15 protein-coding genes are annotated in these 16,912 nt (G+C 60.7%); 1 reads left to right on the top strand and 14 read right to left on the bottom strand.

The genetic code is table 11. The features are described 5' to 3' along the window. The 6 genes from MTR72_RS14645 to MTR72_RS14670 all read right to left on the bottom strand — a co-directional run. Positions 1-408: methylmalonyl-CoA mutase family protein (locus MTR72_RS14645; protein ID WP_341510436.1), on the bottom strand; the 408-nt coding region annotated here is incomplete at its 3' end. 23 nt (positions 409-431) lie between these two features. Continuing rightward, positions 432-896, bottom strand: coding sequence for a GFA family protein (locus tag MTR72_RS14650; RefSeq protein ID WP_122404163.1), 465 nt, complete (start codon positions 894-896; stop codon positions 432-434). Further along, positions 893-2,758, bottom strand: a complete 1,866-nt coding sequence (locus tag MTR72_RS14655) for a methylmalonyl-CoA mutase family protein (RefSeq protein WP_280969084.1) — start codon at positions 2,756-2,758, stop codon at positions 893-895. Before MTR72_RS14655 ends, MTR72_RS14650 begins: the two co-directional genes overlap by 4 nt. Positions 2,759-2,841: 83 nt before the next feature. Next, complete coding sequence (locus MTR72_RS14660) at positions 2,842-4,857, bottom strand: acetyl/propionyl/methylcrotonyl-CoA carboxylase subunit alpha (protein ID WP_341510437.1); 2,016 nt, start codon at positions 4,855-4,857, stop codon at positions 2,842-2,844. A gap of 8 nt (positions 4,858-4,865) precedes the next feature. After that, positions 4,866-6,398: an acyl-CoA carboxylase subunit beta gene (locus tag MTR72_RS14665; protein ID WP_341510438.1), complete on the bottom strand. Its 1,533-nt coding sequence runs from the start codon at positions 6,396-6,398 to the stop codon at positions 4,866-4,868. 445 nt (positions 6,399-6,843) lie between these two features. Continuing rightward, positions 6,844-7,824 carry a SphA family protein gene (locus MTR72_RS14670; protein WP_280969081.1) on the bottom strand — a complete coding sequence of 327 codons (981 nt, stop codon included), beginning with the start codon at positions 7,822-7,824 and terminating at the stop codon, positions 6,844-6,846. A gap of 560 nt (positions 7,825-8,384) precedes the next feature. Here MTR72_RS14670 and MTR72_RS40345 point away from each other — a divergent pair. Beyond that, positions 8,385-8,633 carry a hypothetical protein gene (locus MTR72_RS40345; RefSeq protein ID WP_445819589.1) on the top strand — a complete coding sequence of 83 codons (249 nt, stop codon included), beginning with the start codon at positions 8,385-8,387 and terminating at the stop codon, positions 8,631-8,633. A 445-nt stretch (positions 8,634-9,078) separates the two neighbouring features. Here the strand turns inward: MTR72_RS40345 and MTR72_RS14680 are convergent, their stop codons facing one another. The 8 genes from MTR72_RS14680 to phbB form a co-directional block, all read right to left on the bottom strand. Beyond that, on the bottom strand, positions 9,079-9,969 hold the full coding sequence (locus MTR72_RS14680) for a helix-turn-helix domain-containing protein (RefSeq protein WP_280969079.1): 891 nt from the start codon (positions 9,967-9,969) through the stop codon (positions 9,079-9,081). A gap of 402 nt (positions 9,970-10,371) precedes the next feature. Continuing rightward, a complete protein-coding gene (locus tag MTR72_RS14685) occupies positions 10,372-11,256 on the bottom strand; it encodes a pirin family protein (protein WP_280969078.1) in 885 nt (294 codons plus the stop codon). Between the two features lie 253 nt (positions 11,257-11,509). Then, entirely contained in the window at positions 11,510-12,907 is a 1,398-nt protein-coding gene (locus tag MTR72_RS14690; protein WP_280969077.1) for an NAD(P)(+) transhydrogenase (Re/Si-specific) subunit beta, read from the bottom strand. Between the two features lie 39 nt (positions 12,908-12,946). Beyond that, on the bottom strand, positions 12,947-13,264 hold the full coding sequence (locus MTR72_RS14695) for a proton-translocating transhydrogenase family protein (RefSeq protein ID WP_024337650.1): 318 nt from the start codon (positions 13,262-13,264) through the stop codon (positions 12,947-12,949). An 11-nt stretch (positions 13,265-13,275) separates the two neighbouring features. After that, on the bottom strand, positions 13,276-14,403 hold the full coding sequence (locus MTR72_RS14700; protein ID WP_341510630.1) for a Re/Si-specific NAD(P)(+) transhydrogenase subunit alpha: 1,128 nt from the start codon (positions 14,401-14,403) through the stop codon (positions 13,276-13,278). Positions 14,404-14,734: 331 nt separating this feature from the next. Next, positions 14,735-15,391, bottom strand: coding sequence for a 3-oxoacid CoA-transferase subunit B (locus tag MTR72_RS14705; RefSeq protein ID WP_280969075.1), 657 nt, complete (start codon positions 15,389-15,391; stop codon positions 14,735-14,737). Positions 15,392-15,400: 9 nt separating this feature from the next. Next, the gene (locus tag MTR72_RS14710) at positions 15,401-16,108 is read right to left on the bottom strand and encodes a CoA transferase subunit A (RefSeq protein WP_341510440.1); all 708 of its coding nucleotides are present in this window, start codon (positions 16,106-16,108) and stop codon (positions 15,401-15,403) included. Positions 16,109-16,178: 70 nt separating this feature from the next. Then, positions 16,179-16,901 carry an acetoacetyl-CoA reductase gene (gene phbB, locus MTR72_RS14715; RefSeq protein ID WP_280969074.1) on the bottom strand — a complete coding sequence of 241 codons (723 nt, stop codon included), beginning with the start codon at positions 16,899-16,901 and terminating at the stop codon, positions 16,179-16,181. Positions 16,902-16,912 lie beyond the last annotated feature (11 nt).

The raw sequence follows: 16,912 nt of genomic DNA on the forward strand, positions 1-16,912 counted from the left end.
GTAGATGGAATCGATCGCAACGCCGGCCATGCCGACGTCGCCGCCGACGCGCGGATGATCAGAGTCATAGCCGCGATGGGTGGCGAGATCGAAGGCGACCGAGAGGCCTTTCTGCCCCGCCGCGAGGTTGCGGCGATAGAACGCGTTGGAATCCTCAGCCGTCGAGAAGCCGGCATATTGCCTGACGGTCCAGGGCTGGTTGACGTACATGGTCGGGTAGGGCCCGCGCAGGAACGGCGCGATGCCCGGATAGGTCTCGAGGAAATCGAGCCCGGCGAGATCCGCCTCGCCATAGACGGGCTTCACCAGAATGCCCTCGGGCGTCAGCCACGGCTCGGCGCTGCCGGCTGGCGCAGCGGGGGCGGTCCGGTCGAAGGCGACGTCGGCGAAATTGGGAATGCGGCTCATGGCTTCAATCATATCAAAAGCACTCAATCATGATCCGGATGCTGATAGCTGACGATGGTCGCCATCTTCTCCGGTCCGTAATTCTGCTGCGTGGTCTGGCTCGGCAGGTTGGCGATGCCGACCACCCAGCCGAGGCGGGATTCGGTGCCGAACTGCCGCGTCGGGATGACGCGGTCGGGGTGGTCGAAGGTACCGGTCATGATCTCGATCCGGTCGCCGTCGATGCGGCCAAAACTCAGTGGCGTGCCGCAGCCGGCGCAAAAGCCACGCTCGGCGATGGTGGAAGAGCGGAAGAATGAGGGCTGTCCCTTCGTCCAGGCAAAGTCCGTCTTGTTGATATCGGCAAAGGAGGCGAACGGCGCGCCGCTCGCCTTCTGGCACATCCGGCAATGGCAGATCGAAATCCTGGTCGGTGCCGTCATGACTGCAAAGCGCACGGCACCGCATTGGCAGCCGCCGGTGAGAACGGGTTTGCCGGTTTCAGTCATGGCTGCTCCATCCGTCGATAGGCGTCTTGCAGCGTCGCAAGCGCGTCGCCTCCGGCGAAGACAAAGCCCGTGACGCCGGCCGCGCGCAGCGCCGCCTCGCCATCGGTCGGGCGGCCTGCCAGATAGATATGGCGGCCGCCCACCGTTTGCAGCGCCCGGGCGGCCGGTTCCGCCTGACCGGCATAGACCTTGTCGCTGGAACAGAGGCAGGCCAGCGCAGCGCCGGAGGCCTTGAAGGCGGCCACCAGCTCGGCCGGATCGGCAAAGCCTTCGCTCTCGACGGCCTGGATGCCGCCGGCCTCGAAGAAGCTTTTCGCAAAGGTCGCGCGCGCCGTGAAATCGGCAGGCGTGCCGAGATTGGCTAGGAACACGCTGGGCCGCGTGCCGCGCGCCTTCAGCGCCGCATCGGATTTGTCGCGCAGCTCTTCGAACGGTTGCGCCAGCCGGATCGGCGCGAGGGCATCGAATTTGTATTTGGCCTCGCCACAAGGCGCGAGCGCGACGGGCGTCGTCTTCAGCACCGCCGTCTCGCTCTCATTCAGGTTCGGAAACTCGCTGGCGCCGGTCAGGACTTCGCGTCGCTTGGCGATGTTGGCCGCGCGCGCATTTCGCGTCGCCGCGACCTTCCCCTGGAACAGTCCCTGCTGAAGTGCTGCGAAGGCGCCACCGGCCTTCTCGCTCTCCTGGAACAGCGCCCAGGCTGCGTCGCAGAGCTGCGCCGTCAGCGTCTCGATGCCGCCGGCGCCGGCGGCGGGATCGCTGACCTTGGCGAGGTTGCTCTCTTCCAGCAGCAAAAGCTGCGTGTTGCGCGCCACGCGCCGCGCGAACGGATCGGGTAGCCCGAGCGCCAGCGTATGCGGTAGTACGGTGATCGCGTTGGCGCCGGCGACGCCTGCGGCAAATGTCGCGATGGTCGCGCGCAGCATGTTCACGTAAGGGTCGCGCTGCGTCAGCATCCGCCAGGCAGTCTCGGCGGCGATAAACAGCGGCTTCGGCGTTAGGCCGCAGGCCTGCTCAATGCGCGCCCAGAGCAGTCGCAGGGCGCGGAATTTTGCCATCGTCAGGAACTGGTCGGCATCTGCGGCAAGCCGCGCATAGATGCCGCCTTGCGCCTGCTCCAGTGGAATGCGGGCGGCCTCCATAGCGTGCAAATATGCGACGCTGGAGGCAAGCACGAAGGCGAGCTCCTGCACTTCCGATCCGCCGGAATTGTGGATTACCCGCCCATCGCTTGAGGCGAAGGGCCCCCTGAAGCCGAGCGCTACAAGCCCGTTGACCACGCTGGTCACGGACCGTGCAATTTCGTCCCAAGTATATGAGCTTTGGCCCTGGACTGCGCACGCGCCTAAGGGATCGAGCCCGAAGCGGATGTCGCAGGCCCCGGGATCGAGACCAACTGCATCTACATACTCGGCAACGTGAATTGCGGCCTTGCGCGAGTGCTTGCCAACCTGAAGTTCGATGCCGATGCCAGCATCCAGGTGAACGTCCTTCAATGCTCGTGCGACCACGCTGGCCGTTTGATCCAGACCGAAGCCGTGGCTGCCATTGCCTCCCGCGAAAACGAGCGATAGGCCTGTCGCCCCATTCTTCAGATCCTGAAGTGCCTGCGCATTGGCCATCGCCGGGTCCGGGTGGTCGATCCGTTGCACGATCTGCCAAGGCGCCGCGGCCGGGCGCCCTACCAGCGGTACGAAATCCTGAGCCCGCTCGTACAAGGGATCCATCGCGAGCCCATCGTAGGTCTTATTGATCAGCCTCTCGAACGGCGCTCCTTTCAGCACCTCGTTGACCAGCTTGCGCCAGTCGTCATACTGCGATTGCCGAAACTCAGCCGCCAGCGACAGATCAGACGAACTCATCTCAGCCCTCACTAATACGATCCGAAACCTGACAGTCGTCAGCAACCCGATGATTAGGTAGACACGGCGGCTCTGGTGGCACTCTAAGCAAACTCCAAGATCAGCGCGTCCACGGCGAGCGTCGCGCCGACGATGGCGTGGATCTTCTTCACGGTGCCGTCCTGCTCGGCGCGCAGCACGTTCTGCATCTTCATGGCTTCGACGACCGCGAGCGTCTCGCCGGCCTTGACCTCCTGCCCTTCGCTCACCGCGATCGAGACGATCAGGCCGGGCATCGGGCAGAGCAATTTCTTGCCGCTATCGGACGCCGTCGTTACCGGCATCAGCCGCGCGGAAGCCGCCTCAGATTCGGTCCAGACATAGACCGGCACGTCGACGCCCTGATGCGCAAGACGGACGCCGTTGGCAATCGGGCGCACCTGCACCGCAATGAGGTGGTCGTCGACTGTGCCCTGCCAGACCGGATCGCCCGGCTTCCACGGCGACTGCAACAGCTGCGGGTTGCCGACCTTGCCCTCGGCGTCAACGAAGCGGATCGCGATTGCATCGCCCTCGCGGCCGACCTCGAGCGAGATCTCCTGGCGGTCGAGCCACACCGCGCGGCGGCGCTCGCGCTGCACGACGCGCCCACCCATTTGGCCCGAGATCTGCCGCTTGCGCTCCCCGAGCACGTGATCGATGGCAGCGCCAACCGTGGCGATCCGCCGCGCGACCTCGCCCTCGGGCACGCGCACGGCAAAGCCCTTGGGGAATTCCTCGGCGATGAAGCCGGTCGACAGCCGGCCCTCGCGCCAGCGCGGATGATGCATCAAGGCCGACAGGAACGGGATGTTGTGACGGATGCCGTCGATATAGAACGCGTCGAGTGCGGTCGCCTGCGCTTCGATCGCGGCCGCGCGCGAGGGCGCATGCGTGACGAGCTTTGCGATCATCGGATCGTAGTGGATCGAGATCTCGCCGCCCTCCTGCACGCCGGTATCGTTGCGGACCGTGATGCCGTCCTTGCTGGCTTCCGCCGGCGGGCGGTACTTCACAAGCCGTCCGATCGAAGGCAGGAAATTGCGGAACGGGTCTTCGGCATAGAGGCGCGATTCCACAGCCCAGCCGGTGAGCGTGACGTCCTTCTGCGCGATGGCGAGCTTCTCGCCGGCGGCGACGCGGATCATCTGCTCGACGAGATCGGTGCCGGTGACGAGCTCGGTGACGGGATGCTCGACCTGGAGGCGCGTGTTCATCTCCAGGAAGTAGAAGCTCTTGTCCTGCCCTGCGACGAACTCGACGGTGCCAGCGGAATCGTAGTTCACGGCTTTCGCCAGCGCGATCGCCTGCTCACCCATCTTGCGGCGGGTGGCTTCGTCGAGCAGCGGCGACGGCGCCTCCTCGATGACCTTCTGGTTGCGGCGCTGGATCGAGCATTCGCGCTCGCCGAGATGGATCACGTTGCCATGCTTGTCGCCCAGCACCTGGATCTCGATGTGGCGGGGATCGACGATGAATTTTTCGACGAAAACGCGATCGTCGCCGAACGAGGCCTTGGCCTCGGCCTTGGCCAGGTTGAAGCCCTCGGCGACCTCGGCCTTCGAATGCGCGATGCGCATGCCTTTGCCGCCGCCGCCGGCGGAGGCCTTGATCATCACGGGATAGCCGATCTCGTCGGCGATCCTGACCGCATGCTTGTCGTCCTCGATGACGCCGAGATAGCCGGGCACGGTCGAGACCTTGGCCTTCGCCGCGGCCTTCTTGGACTCGATCTTGTCGCCCATCGCAGCGATCGCGCCGGGGTTCGGACCGATGAAGACGATGCCGGCCGCCTCCAGCGCGCGCGGAAACGCCTCGCGCTCGGACAGGAAGCCGTAGCCGGGATGGACCGCTTCGGCGCCGGTCTTGCGGCAGGCCTCGACGATCTTCTCGATCACCAGGTAGCTCTCGGCCGCAGCCGGCGGGCCGATCAGCACCGCCTCATCGGCCATCTCGACATGGAGGGCATCGCGGTCGGCCTCGGAATAGACCGCAACCGTCTGAATTCCCATCTTGCGGGCGGTCTTGATGACCCGGCAGGCGATTTCGCCGCGGTTGGCGATCAGAATCTTCTTAAGCACTGTTATTCTCACAAGGGCAAATTGTCGTGCTTCTTGACCGGGGCCTCCACCCTCTTGTCCTTCAGCATCGCCAGCGCCCGCGCGATCCGCTTCCGCGTCGAATGCGGCATGATGACGTCGTCGATATAGCCGCGCTCGGCGGCGATGAAGGGCGACAGGAACCGGTCTTCGTATTCCTCGGTGCGGGCGGCGATTTTCTCGGGATCGCCGAGGTCGGAGCGGAAGATGATCTCGACCGCGCCCTTGGCGCCCATCACCGCGATCTGGGCGGTCGGCCAGGCGTAGTTCATGTCGGCGCCGATCTCCTTGGAGGCCATGACGTCGAAGGCGCCGCCATAGGCCTTGCGGGTAATGATGGTGACCAGCGGCACGGTGCACTGCGAGTACGCGAACAAGAGCTTGGCGCCGTGCTTGATCAGGCCGCCATATTCCTGCGCGGTCCCTGGCAGGAAGCCCGGCACGTCGACGAAGGTGACGATCGGGATGTTGAAGGCGTCGCAGAAGCGGACGAAGCGCGCCGCTTTGCGCGAGGCGTCGCTGTCGAGCACGCCGCCGAGCACCATCGGCTGGTTGGCGACGAAGCCGACCGTGCGCCCCGCAATGCGGCCAAACCCGGTGACGATGTTCTTGGCGAAGGCTTCCGCGATCTCGAAGAAGTCACCCTCGTCCACGACCTTGAGGATTAGCTCCTTCATGTCATAGGGCTTGTTCGGATTGTCGGGGATCAGCGTGTCGAGCGACATGTCGACCCGCTCGATGTCATCGAAGCTCGGCCATTCCGGCACGCCGTCAGTGTTGTTGGAGGGCAGGAAGTCGATCAGGCGCCGCATCTGCAAGAGCGTCTCGACGTCGCTCTCGAAGGCACCGTCCGCGATCGAGGAGCGCGTCGCGTGCACCGAGGCGCCGCCGAGTTCCTCGGCGGTGACGACCTCATTGGTCACGGTCTTCACGACATCGGGGCCGGTGACGAACATGTAAGAGGTGTTCTTCACCATGAAGATGAAGTCGGTCATCGCCGGCGAATAGACGTCGCCGCCGGCGCAGGGGCCCATGATGACGGAGATCTGCGGAATCACGCCTGAGGCGAGCACGTTGCGGCGGAACACATAGGAATAGCCGGCGAGCGCGGCGACGCCCTCCTGGATGCGGGCACCGCCGGCGTCGTAAAGGCCGATGATGGGCGCCCGCGCCTTCATCGCCATGTCCTGAAGCTTGGTGATCTTCAACGCGTGGGTCTCGGACAGCGAGCCGCCGAACACCGTGAAGTCCTTGGCGAACACAAAGGTCTTGCGGCCATTGACGGTGCCCCAGCCGGTGACGACGCCGTCGCCGGGCACCTTGGTCTTCTCCATGCCGAACTCGGTGGAACGGTGCTCGACGAACATGTCGAACTCCTCGAACGATCCCTTGTCGAGCAGAAGCTCGATGCGCTCGCGCGCGGTCAGCTTGCCACGGGCGTGCTGCGCCTCGATGCGCTTCTCCCCGCCGCCGAGCTTTGCGCCGGCACGACGTTCTTCAAGCTGGGCAATGACTTCAAGCATTCGATTGCGCCTTCCAATATCTGGTCTCAGGCGAGCAATTCTGAGCTCGCTGTCAATTTGAGGCACCGAGCGGGGCGACGGATACAACCGCCTTCGAGACCGACAGCACCCAGCTCCTCATGCCATCCCAGTCTGATCAGTACTCGAGGTGATCCGCAATTTGCGAATCGTTCAGAAAACATCAAGGCGCAGTGCAGCGCACCTGTTTCAGCGAACCAGAGATGTTTGGACGATGCAATAGACGAAGCGCCACTGCGGTCCTCAGCGAAATTTGTGCACACGGATAATGCCATCTTCAACGCGCTCACAGCGACGATCCTTAATGCAAAGGCCGGGCTAGACTGGCCTGAGCGGTACCCTACGCATGATGCCTGCGTACGTCGTGCGGCGAGAGCTCGCGCACCAAAAAAACGAGGCGCCTGTAGCGCCTCAGTTGGGAGGTGTCCTATTTGCTGAAGTGAGGCCTCTTGGGTGCCGCCGTCCCTTCATCGGGAGCCCATAGCCGATAGCTCAGGCTCGCGAAAACACTCCACCCCTTTGTTATCGTAGCCGTGTCGGCAACGGCAATTCCTCCCCTTGCGCGGGAGGAGAACTCGTCGAGGGCCCAAACGTTGAGCGTAGCAGGTCCGAAGTTGTAACCTACCAGAGCGCCTGCCGCCCAAATGTCGTAGCGATTGACATTAATTGCGCCACCGTAGAACGAGCTGGATTGGTCGTTTGTGATTTGGCCCGCGTAGTAGCCGACAGGGCCCAAAGTCCAGTTTCCGATAGTCTTCGTCGCAGTAAACTCTGCATGCAGGACATCGCCGCTCTTGTATTTCGTGAGGCTGCTTCGTGTATTTACCTCTTGAAAAATATTTGCCGTCAGGTTCCATCCATCTTTCAGATAAGAAACAACGAATTCTGGCTGAAAGGTCCACCACGGATTTCCTACGCTATCCAGTCCATTCACACCTTTGGTAGTGCCATCCGGCACATAGATGCCTAGTCCCGCTTTGACGAAGAATCCGCTATCGCCTAACTTCCAGCTCAATTCCGCGGGAACGATATACGTGTTGTGCATGCCGGCCTGCTGGATGTTCACCGGCGAGCCGACGTCGGCCATGATAAATGGCTGCACGATAACGGCGTCGTAGGTGCCGCCCAAGAACGTCCAGCCAGGCACCCAAAGAAAACCTGACGCTTCAACGGCGGCGTGAACCGGAGTGGCCCTCCCTCCCAAGTCGGGAGCGCCCGGCCCCACGATGTTCGATTGATACGTGAAAACTTGATTGAACATATAGAGGCCAGGCGGGGGCGCCGACGCCGCGTTGCCGAGCACTACACCTGGCTTTTGTGCCCAACCTGGATAGCCAAATTCGTACGCATGAGCCGACGACAGCGTTGAAATGAGCGCAGCTGCGGCAACACCAGCTGAGATTTTCATGACGTCCCCTTTGCGTCGCAAGAAAAACGTGGCCGTCCCAGGGCCCCAGCACGAGATCGTCCAGAACAGTTGGAGTTTTTGGATCGATCCGACGACGAGAATTATCGCCACGCAGTCCGCGTCGTTTCAACACTAGAATCACACAATTACTCTATTTCACTTGATATGAGCTCGTTGAACCACAGTAATACGATAACTTGCATCTGAAATACTAGAATCTGTATTTCATATCTATAGTAATGCGGGCATCTCCGCCTTCGCAGCGGCGCTGCTTTATGAACCACCGTCGTTGGACCACAAAAGAAGGTTGCACCGGCCTGAGTCTCGGTCCGACAGTGTGCAGGTCAGATTGGGGAAGCAGGCTTTAGATTGATGAGGCAATCTTGGTGAGGCCGAAAACAAGATCTTAGCGATCGATCTGGCCTTTCGGTATTTCAAGCCAATTTCAGCGTGCACCTCGAGCCCTGAGTACTTCGATCCCCTGCCGTGATAGCGCGCGCATAGGCGAAAGCGTTTCGGCACAGCATGTCGGCCGCTATGTCGTCGTCGCCGATCAGACCCTGGTCCTCGCTGACCGTCTTTTCACAAAACCATCCGGCCAGGCGCAAGCGATGGTGCAATTGAGCGATCTCGCCGGCCGAAGCCATGAGCTCCACTCTGAGGTCGCGGTAGTGCGCAATGGTAGTATCCTCTTTGAGGACGATTGCCGCATGGCGATGCGTCTGCTGACTGAAGGCGAATTGAGCATCAATCTGGATAAAGCCGCGAGGCCGCGACCTCCAGCACAGCGCAACTGGCCGTCGGACTAAGCGTGTCTTGATGACTCTCTGGTAAGGCAAAGCTCCGTCGACTCTAGCCTCGGCAAAGCCACGAGCGAAGAATGTTGCTTGCAACCTCGATTTCGAGGCGATCCCCGCAGATATCGACAAGCGGGTGTGCAGGACGCCTCCAAGCTCTCGAGCGCGAGATCGGGCGGCTTTCGGTTTTCTGGCTGCAGAGGACCGCTGGGGCAGGTCGAGCGTGAGCGTAAGAACTACGCAAAATATCATGAGTTCCAAGAAGAACTCTCTCGGACGAATCTTCGCGCATGGAAAGCTGTGCAAGACTGCTACGATTCACCCAGTCAGACTCTTAGTCGAAGGCCGCTCAAACGCTCATGGCGCTCTCTGTTATTCGGAGGTGCTCTCTTTGTTATGAAAGGACCGCCGAGCGACAGTCGCCCTGAGCGACGAGTTCTGCACGAGATTCGAAGTCCTATCGGATCCGCCGAAATCGGGCCGGGGTCACGCCCGTGAAGCGACGGAAAATTCGCGTCAGGTGCTCCTGGTGCGTGAAGCCGCAGGCGAATGCAATATCCGCTATGCTTTTCGTATCATCAGCGAGCAGCATCTTGGCATGCTCGACCCTCAGGTTGAGTACATATTGATAAGGCGACATGCCTGTCGTCGCCTTGAACAAGCGTATGAAGTATACCCTGCTGCGACCGCAGAGCGAGGCGAGCGTCTCCAGTCGGATGTCGGCGTCAAGATTAGCTTCGACGAACTCGCGTATACGCTGCATCTGGCGAAAGGTGAGTCGATGGTGCGACGTCTTTCCGACTTCAGGCGTAGAATTATTGTAGTTGATGGCAATTAGCCGCTTAGCGATCGCGTTCGCAATCGGCTCGATGAATAACTGCGATGCGGGCAATCGACCTGTGATAGTGTCGCCGATCGCGGTGGCGAGATGCTGAAGCACGGCATCCGGCTCACCCAAGAGCGGAGCTACGCCGCATATCAGGTTTTGTGCTGTCTCGGGATGGCAGAAGAGATCCGAACGTAGGTAGATGTGCGTCGAATCCAGTGGCCCAATCAGGTTGGCGTCGCACTCGTAGTCCCCCGGCAAGAAAAAGACTCCTCCCGGGTGAACCTGGCGCGCGAAGGTTTTGCCTCCGATTGTATAAGTGATGTCGACTGGGCCGTCGCGATGCAGAACCATGAGGCCATGGGGAATGGGACGCAGCTTTCCCTCGTAAGGCCGCTCGCGTTGTACCGAGGCAAACGCGGAAGACCAGTTAAGCCCTTCGCTTGAGCCGCGAATGTCAGCCTTGAACTGCTGCAGGATACCGTGCGTGTCCTCGATTCCAAATACCGGTTTCGATGCCATGACTGTCCCGAAGGCAGACCGTTGATCGGGGCCAAGTCAAAGCGAATGGCGATGGAAAGACAAGTGCTTCTGTAAATCCATTGCCGCTGCGATGCAGCAAGTTTGCAGGCGAAACTGCTTGGTGCATCCTATGTAGCCCCCCAAAGGTAGGTCCCGTTGTAGGAGGACTCAGAACAACCAAAGAGATGCACAAAGTAATTTCCTGCGGATTTTCGTATAGTTATCTGACGCGACAACAGGGCGAGCACCGTGTAACGGCAGAACCAGATCGAATTACGATTTGGCCGCGCCACGAAAATGGTTCGACAACGCCGAACACCGAGTTCGCAAAGCGTGGCCTGCCAGCTCGAATGCTACCTCCAATCTCTTCCCCAAGGCCGAATCCTGTCCGGAGCACCGCCTTTAAAGAGGCGACGCATTGGCAGGCCCGCCGAAACGCCCTGATCTTAGGTCTTCGAAAGCCTCCTGGATTTCGGCCTCGGTGTTCATAATGACCGGTCCGTATCCGGCGATCGGCTCGTCAATCGGTTCTCCTGTAAGTACGAGGACCACCGCATCGCTCTCTGCATGTAGAGCGACGCCCGCTCCATCCTTCGAAAGAAGCACCATTTCGGCTTCGCTGGCTGCCCGAGAGCCTGCTAACTTGATGCGACCGGAGACCACGATGACAGCGCTGTTGTGTTTGTCGGGAACATCCAAGGTCACCGAAGCGTCCGCGTTCAATCGAACATCCCATACGTTGATGGAGGTGAAAGTCTTGGCCGGGCCCCTCCTTCCGCCGAACACTCCGGCAATGACCCGCACTTTTCCATCGCTTCCAAGCAGCTCGACTTCAGGGATCTCGGCCGACACGATCGATTGGTACGCCGGACGCGCTCGCTTATCTTTTGCTGGCAAGTTGATCCAGAGCTGGATCATTCGAAAGGGGCCACCCGTCTTCGTGAATTGGGGCGAGTGAAACTCATCATGGATGATGCCGCGGCCGGCGGTCGTCCACTCGACGTCTCCCGGACCGATGATGCCATAGTTGCCCATCGAGTCTCGGTGTGCGACCCCACCGTCGTAAACGATCGTGACCGTTTCGAAGCCTCGATGCGGGTGGGGGCCAATACCGCGCGGGACCGTCCTAGGTTCGAAGTGGTGCGGACCGGCGTATTGGAGGAGCAGGAATGGTGTGATTTGCGTGCCGAGATTCTGATTTTGATAATACAGAAATGAGCGTACGGGAAAACCATCGCCTAGCCAATATGGCTTTGGATTGCTGTAGACTCCAAGAACTCTTTTCATCGAGCCAGTCTCCTGTTGCAGAAAAGCTTAGAAGCCTGCACGGCAAGACCGCGGCACGAATTCTGAAGATTGCAGCTGCAGATGCAGAAGTATTCTCCAGTTCTTCACCGGAGTCGGGGGGACGCGACTCAACGTCGTCTGCGCAAACACTTGGCAGGCAGAAACCGGTAGTAGGCATTCGCATTCTAGAAGAGACAGTTGGCGCTTGGTCACTCATCTTTGGTCCAAGCGCGACAAAGGCCGGTCGGTCGGACTACATCGCCTTGACGATGTTCTCGGTGACCTTCTTGGCGTCGCCGAGCAGCATCATGGTGTTGTCACGGTAGAACAGCGGATTGTCGATGCCGGCGTAGCCGGAGGCCAGCGAGCGCTTGATGAACATCACCGTGCCGGCCTTCCAGACCTGGAGCACCGGCATGCCGTAGATCGGTGAGGTCTTGTCCTCTTCGGCCGCCGGGTTGGTGACGTCGTTGGCACCGATCGCGAAGGCGATATCGGCCTGCGCGAATTCGGAGTTGATGTCTTCGAGCTCGAATACCTCATCATAGGGGACGTTGGCTTCGGCCAGCAGCACGTTCATGTGGCCCGGCATGCGACCCGCGACCGGGTGAATGGCGTACTTCACCTCGACGCCTTCCTTCTTCAGGATGTCGGCCATCTCGTGCAGCGCGTGCTGGGCCTGCGCCACCGCCATGCCGTAGCCGGGCACGATGATGACCTTGGAGGCGTTCTTCATGATGAAGGCGGCATCGTCGGCCGAGCCGAGCTTGGCGGGCTTCTGCTCGCCCGTACCGCCGCCGGCCGCGGCGGTCTCGCCGCCGAAGCCGCCGAGAATGACCGAGATGAAGGACCGGTTCATCGCGTGGCACATGATGTAGGACAGGATCGCGCCCGAGGAGCCGACCAGCGCGCCGGTGATGATCAGCGCGGAGTTGCCGAGCGTGAAGCCGATGCCGGCCGCGGCCCAGCCGGAGTAGGAGTTCAGCATCGAGATCACGACCGGCATGTCGGCGCCGCCGATCGGGATGATCATGAGCACGCCGAGGGCCAGCGCCAGGATGGTGATCATCCAGAAGTCAAATGCACTTCCGGACAGCACCAGGCCGATGATGAAGAACACCAGCGCCACCGCGAGCGCGATGTTGATAATGTGGCGGGCCGGCAGGATGATCGGAGCGCCGCTCATCCTTGCCGACAGCTTGAGGAATGCGATCACCGAGCCGGTGAAGGTCAGCGCGCCGATGGCGACGCCGAGCGACATTTCGACGAGGCTCTGGGTGTGGATATTGCCGGGCGTACCGATATCGAAAGCCTCGGGCGCATAGAACGCGCCGGCGGCGACCAGCACCGCGGCCATGCCGACCAGCGAGTGGAAGGCGGCGACCAGCTCCGGCATCGAGGTCATCGGAACACGGCGGGCGACGACCGCGCCAATCGCGCCGCCGATGGCGATACCGACGATGACGAGCACCCAGGCGAGGCCGTCCGCCGGCGGATGGCTGGCAAGCGTGGTGGCGACCGCGATCGCCATGCCGATCATGCCGAACAGATTGCCCTGGCGCGACGATGCCGGGCTCGACAGCCCGCGTAGCGACAGGATGAACAGCACCCCCGCCACGAGATACAAGAATGCAGAGAGATTGGCGCTCATCTCAGGTCCCCATTGATCCCTTCAGCCCGAGGTGGCCGCTTACTTCGACTTCTTCTTGTACATCGCCAGCATGCGCTGGGTGACAAGGAAGCCGCCAAAAATGTTCACGCAGGCGAAGATGAGCGCAACGAAGCCGAAGCCGCGCGCCCAGCCCGAGCCGCTCGAAACCATGCCGACGCCGACCGCGAGCAGCGCGCCGACCACGATCACCGAGGAGATCGCGTTGGTGACGCTCATCAGCGGCGTGTGCAGCGCCGGCGTCACCGACCAGACCACGAAATAGCCGACGAAAACGGCGAGGACGAAGATCGACAGCCGGAAGATGAAGGGGTCGACGACCTGTGCAGCATGCTCCATGACGGGTCTCCTTAAACCTTCGGCTGGAAGTTCGGGTGGATCACGGCGCCGTCCTTGGTGAGGGCGCTGGCCTTGACGAGCTCGTCGTCCCAGTTCACGGCGAGCTTCTTCTCCTTCTTGTCGATCATGGTCTCGATGAAGGAGAACAGATTGCGGGCATAGAGGCTGGAGGCCGAGGCCGCGACGCGGCCGGCGACGTTAGTGTAGCCGACGATCTTGATGCCATCGAGGTCGACGACCTCGCCGGCCTTGGCGCCCTCGACATTGCCGCCGCGCTCGACAGCAAGATCGACCAGCACCGAACCCGGCCTCATCGATTTGACCATGTCGGCGCTGACGAGCTTCGGCGCCGGCCGGCCTGGAATCAGCGCGGTGGTGATCACGATGTCCTGCTTCTTGATGTGCTCGGCGGTGAGCGCGGCCTGCTTGGCCTGATACTCTTTCGACATTTCCTTGGCGTAGCCGCCGGCGGTCTGCGCGTTCCTGAACTCCTCGTCCTCGACGGCGAGGAATTTTGCACCGAGCGATTCCACCTGCTCCTTGGTCGCGGGCCGGACGTCGGTTGCGGTGACCACCGCGCCGAGGCGGCGCGCGGTCGCGATCGCCTGGAGGCCGGCGACGCCGACGCCCATCACAAACACCTTCGCGGCGGGAACCGTGCCCGCCGCGGTCATCATCATCGGGAAGGCGCGGCCGAACGCCTCGGCGCCCTCGATCACGGCGCGGTAGCCCGCAAGGTTGGCCTGCGAGGACAGCACGTCCATCACCTGCGCGCGGGTGATGCGCGGCATCAATTCCATCGCGAAGGCAGCAACGCCGGCATCGGCCATAGCCCTCAGCGCAACCTCGTTGCCATAGGGATCCATGATGGCGATGACGAGCGCGCCGCGCTTGTACTGCGAAAGCTCGGACGCCTCCGGGCGCTTCACCTTGATGATGATATCCGCGTCCTTGAGCGCATCGGCGCTGACGGTGGCACCGGCGGCGGTGAACTCGGAATCCGGCAGGCCGGACTTCATGCCGGCGCCCGGCTCAATCGCGACTTCGGCGCCCAACGCTTTGAACTTCTTGACCGTATCAGGCGAAGCGGCAACCCGCGGCTCCGACGGATCGATTTCTTTGGCAATCGCAATCTTCATAACTGAGCCATTCATGGTTTTCACAAAACTCGACGTCTACTCCGGGAATTGCTGTCGCGATATCGACCCCAATCCTTGTGAGCGACTGATACGAAATACCCGAGCGATGTACACAGATGCGCGTCCGCAGTTCCTGATCGACTTACGCATCTCTTTGGCCTGATAATGCTCATGCTGCTGGGGCGGCTAGACAAGCGATGATCTTGTTCGGGATTGTCGGACGGATCGAGTGCGGCGGGAATTTTCAAGATTGGCTTTCGGGGCGTTGCCTTTCGGCAACCTACCGAACCACGTGCGGAGCGAGGTAGACACTGAGACACTCTTACGCCACTTATCCAAGCGCGGAGCGAAAGCTCGCTCCGGTTTTGGCGGTGATCTCCTCGAGCATCACCCCGGGAGCGAGTTCAACAAGGGCCATCCCTCCGTTCTTTTTATCAATCGAAAAGACGCCAAGATCCGTGATGACCATGTCGACCACGCTCTTTCCAGTCAGCGGCAGACTGCAGACTTTCAAGAGCTTAGGATCCAGCGCGCCATCTTTGGCCTTCGCCACGTGCTCCATGACGACGACGACCTTTTTGACGCCGGCGACGAGGTCCATAGCCCCACCCATTCCTTTGACCATTTTGCCGGGAATCATCCAGTTCGCTAGGTCGCCGTTCTCTGAAACCTGCATGGCACCGAGGATAGAGAGATCGACATGACCGCCACGAATCATCGCAAAACTGTCAGCACTCGAGAAATAACTCGTCGTCGGCAATTCCGTAATCGTCTGCTTGCCGGCGTTGATGAGATCGGCGTCTTCTTCCCCTGTATACGGAAACGGTCCCATACCGAGCATACCATTCTCGCTCTGAAGCTGAACGCTAAGCCCCGCGGGAATGTAATTCGCCACCAGGGTCGGAATGCCGATACCGAGATTCACATAGAATCCGTCGCCGAGTTCTTTGGCAGCCCGCGCGGCCATTTGTTCGCGGTTCCAGGGCATGATGCTCTCCTAGGCCGCGTGCCGGTCGCGCGTCGTGCGTTGCTCTATACGTTTCCGGATATTCGGCACATGGACTATCCGTTGAACGTAAATGCCAGGCGTAACGACATGGTCGGCATTGATCTCGTCAGAGTCGACAAGATGCTCGACCTCTGCGACCGTTACCTTCGCAGCGGTCGCCATCACCGGATTGAAATTACGCGCCGTCTTCCGGTAGACAAGGTTGCCTTCCGTGTCGCCCTTCCAAGCGTGGACGAGAGCGAGATCAGCAACGATGCCTTGCTCCATCACATAGGTTTCGCCGTTGAATTCGCGCAATTCCTTACCTTCAGCGACGACCGTGCCTACCCCCGTTTTCGTGTAGAACGCCGGAATACCGGCCCCTCCTGCGCGAACACGCTCCGCAAGCGTTCCCTGGGGATTGAATTCAATTTCCAGCTCGCCTGCTAGATACTGCCGTGCGAACGCTTTGTTCTCACCGACATAAGAGGAGATCATCTTCTTGATCTGTCGTGTATCAAGAAGAACACCAAGCCCAACGCCGTCAATGCCCGCGTTGTTCGATACAACGGTCAAACCCTTTACGCCCGAAAGTCGCACTGCCTCGATAAGCACCTCCGGAATGCCACATAGACCGAAGCCACCGGCCATGACAGTCATTCCATCCCGCAACAGTCCGGTGAGGGCACCTACCGCGTCCGAATAGACCTTTTTCATTCTCTGCTCCTGCGGTGCTTTGTTCCCGATCGCCCTTTTTCGTCGATCACAACTTTCTTCGCGCGACCATCTACGCCATGTACTGGCCACCATTGATAGAAATAGTCGAACCCGTGATAAAGCCGGCCTGCTCGGAAGCGAGAAATGCGACCGCACGGCCAATCTCCTCGGGTTCGCCGAGACGTCCCAGGGGGATAAGAGGCAGGATCTTGCTTTTGAGTACCTCCGGCTCGATTGCCGCCACCATCTCCGTGCCGATATATCCAGGACAAATCGCGTTGACGGTGATGCCCTTACCGGCGTTTTCTTGAGCAAGCGCCTTGACGAAGCCGATGTCACCGGCCTTCGCGGCCGAGTAATTCACCTGCCCCATTTGGCCCTTTTGTCCGTTGACCGATGAGATAACGATGATGCGTCCCCAGGAACGTGCCCGCATCCCCTCGATCACCGGGCGCGTCATATTGAAGAGGGAATCCAGATTGGTGCGGATGACATCTGACCATTGCTTCTTCGTCATTTTATGAAGAAAGCCATCACGCGTGATCCCCGCGTTGTTGACCAACACTTCGATCGGGCCGATCTCTGCTTCAACCCTCGCTACTCCGTCCGCGCAGGCATCGTAGTCTCCAACATCCCACCTGAAGACCGCGATGCCCGTCTGTGTATTGAAGTTGCGAGCGATCTCATCGTTGCCTGCATAGCTCGCTGCAACTCTGAAGCCCTGCATTTGGAGGCTCTTTGAGATCGCTGCCCCAATTCCGCGGGTCCCCCCAGTCACTAATGCAACACGCATTCAACCCTCCC

It is taken from the genome of Bradyrhizobium sp. ISRA442, assembly GCF_038085055.1.
Classification (GTDB): Bacteria; Pseudomonadota; Alphaproteobacteria; order Rhizobiales; family Xanthobacteraceae; genus Bradyrhizobium.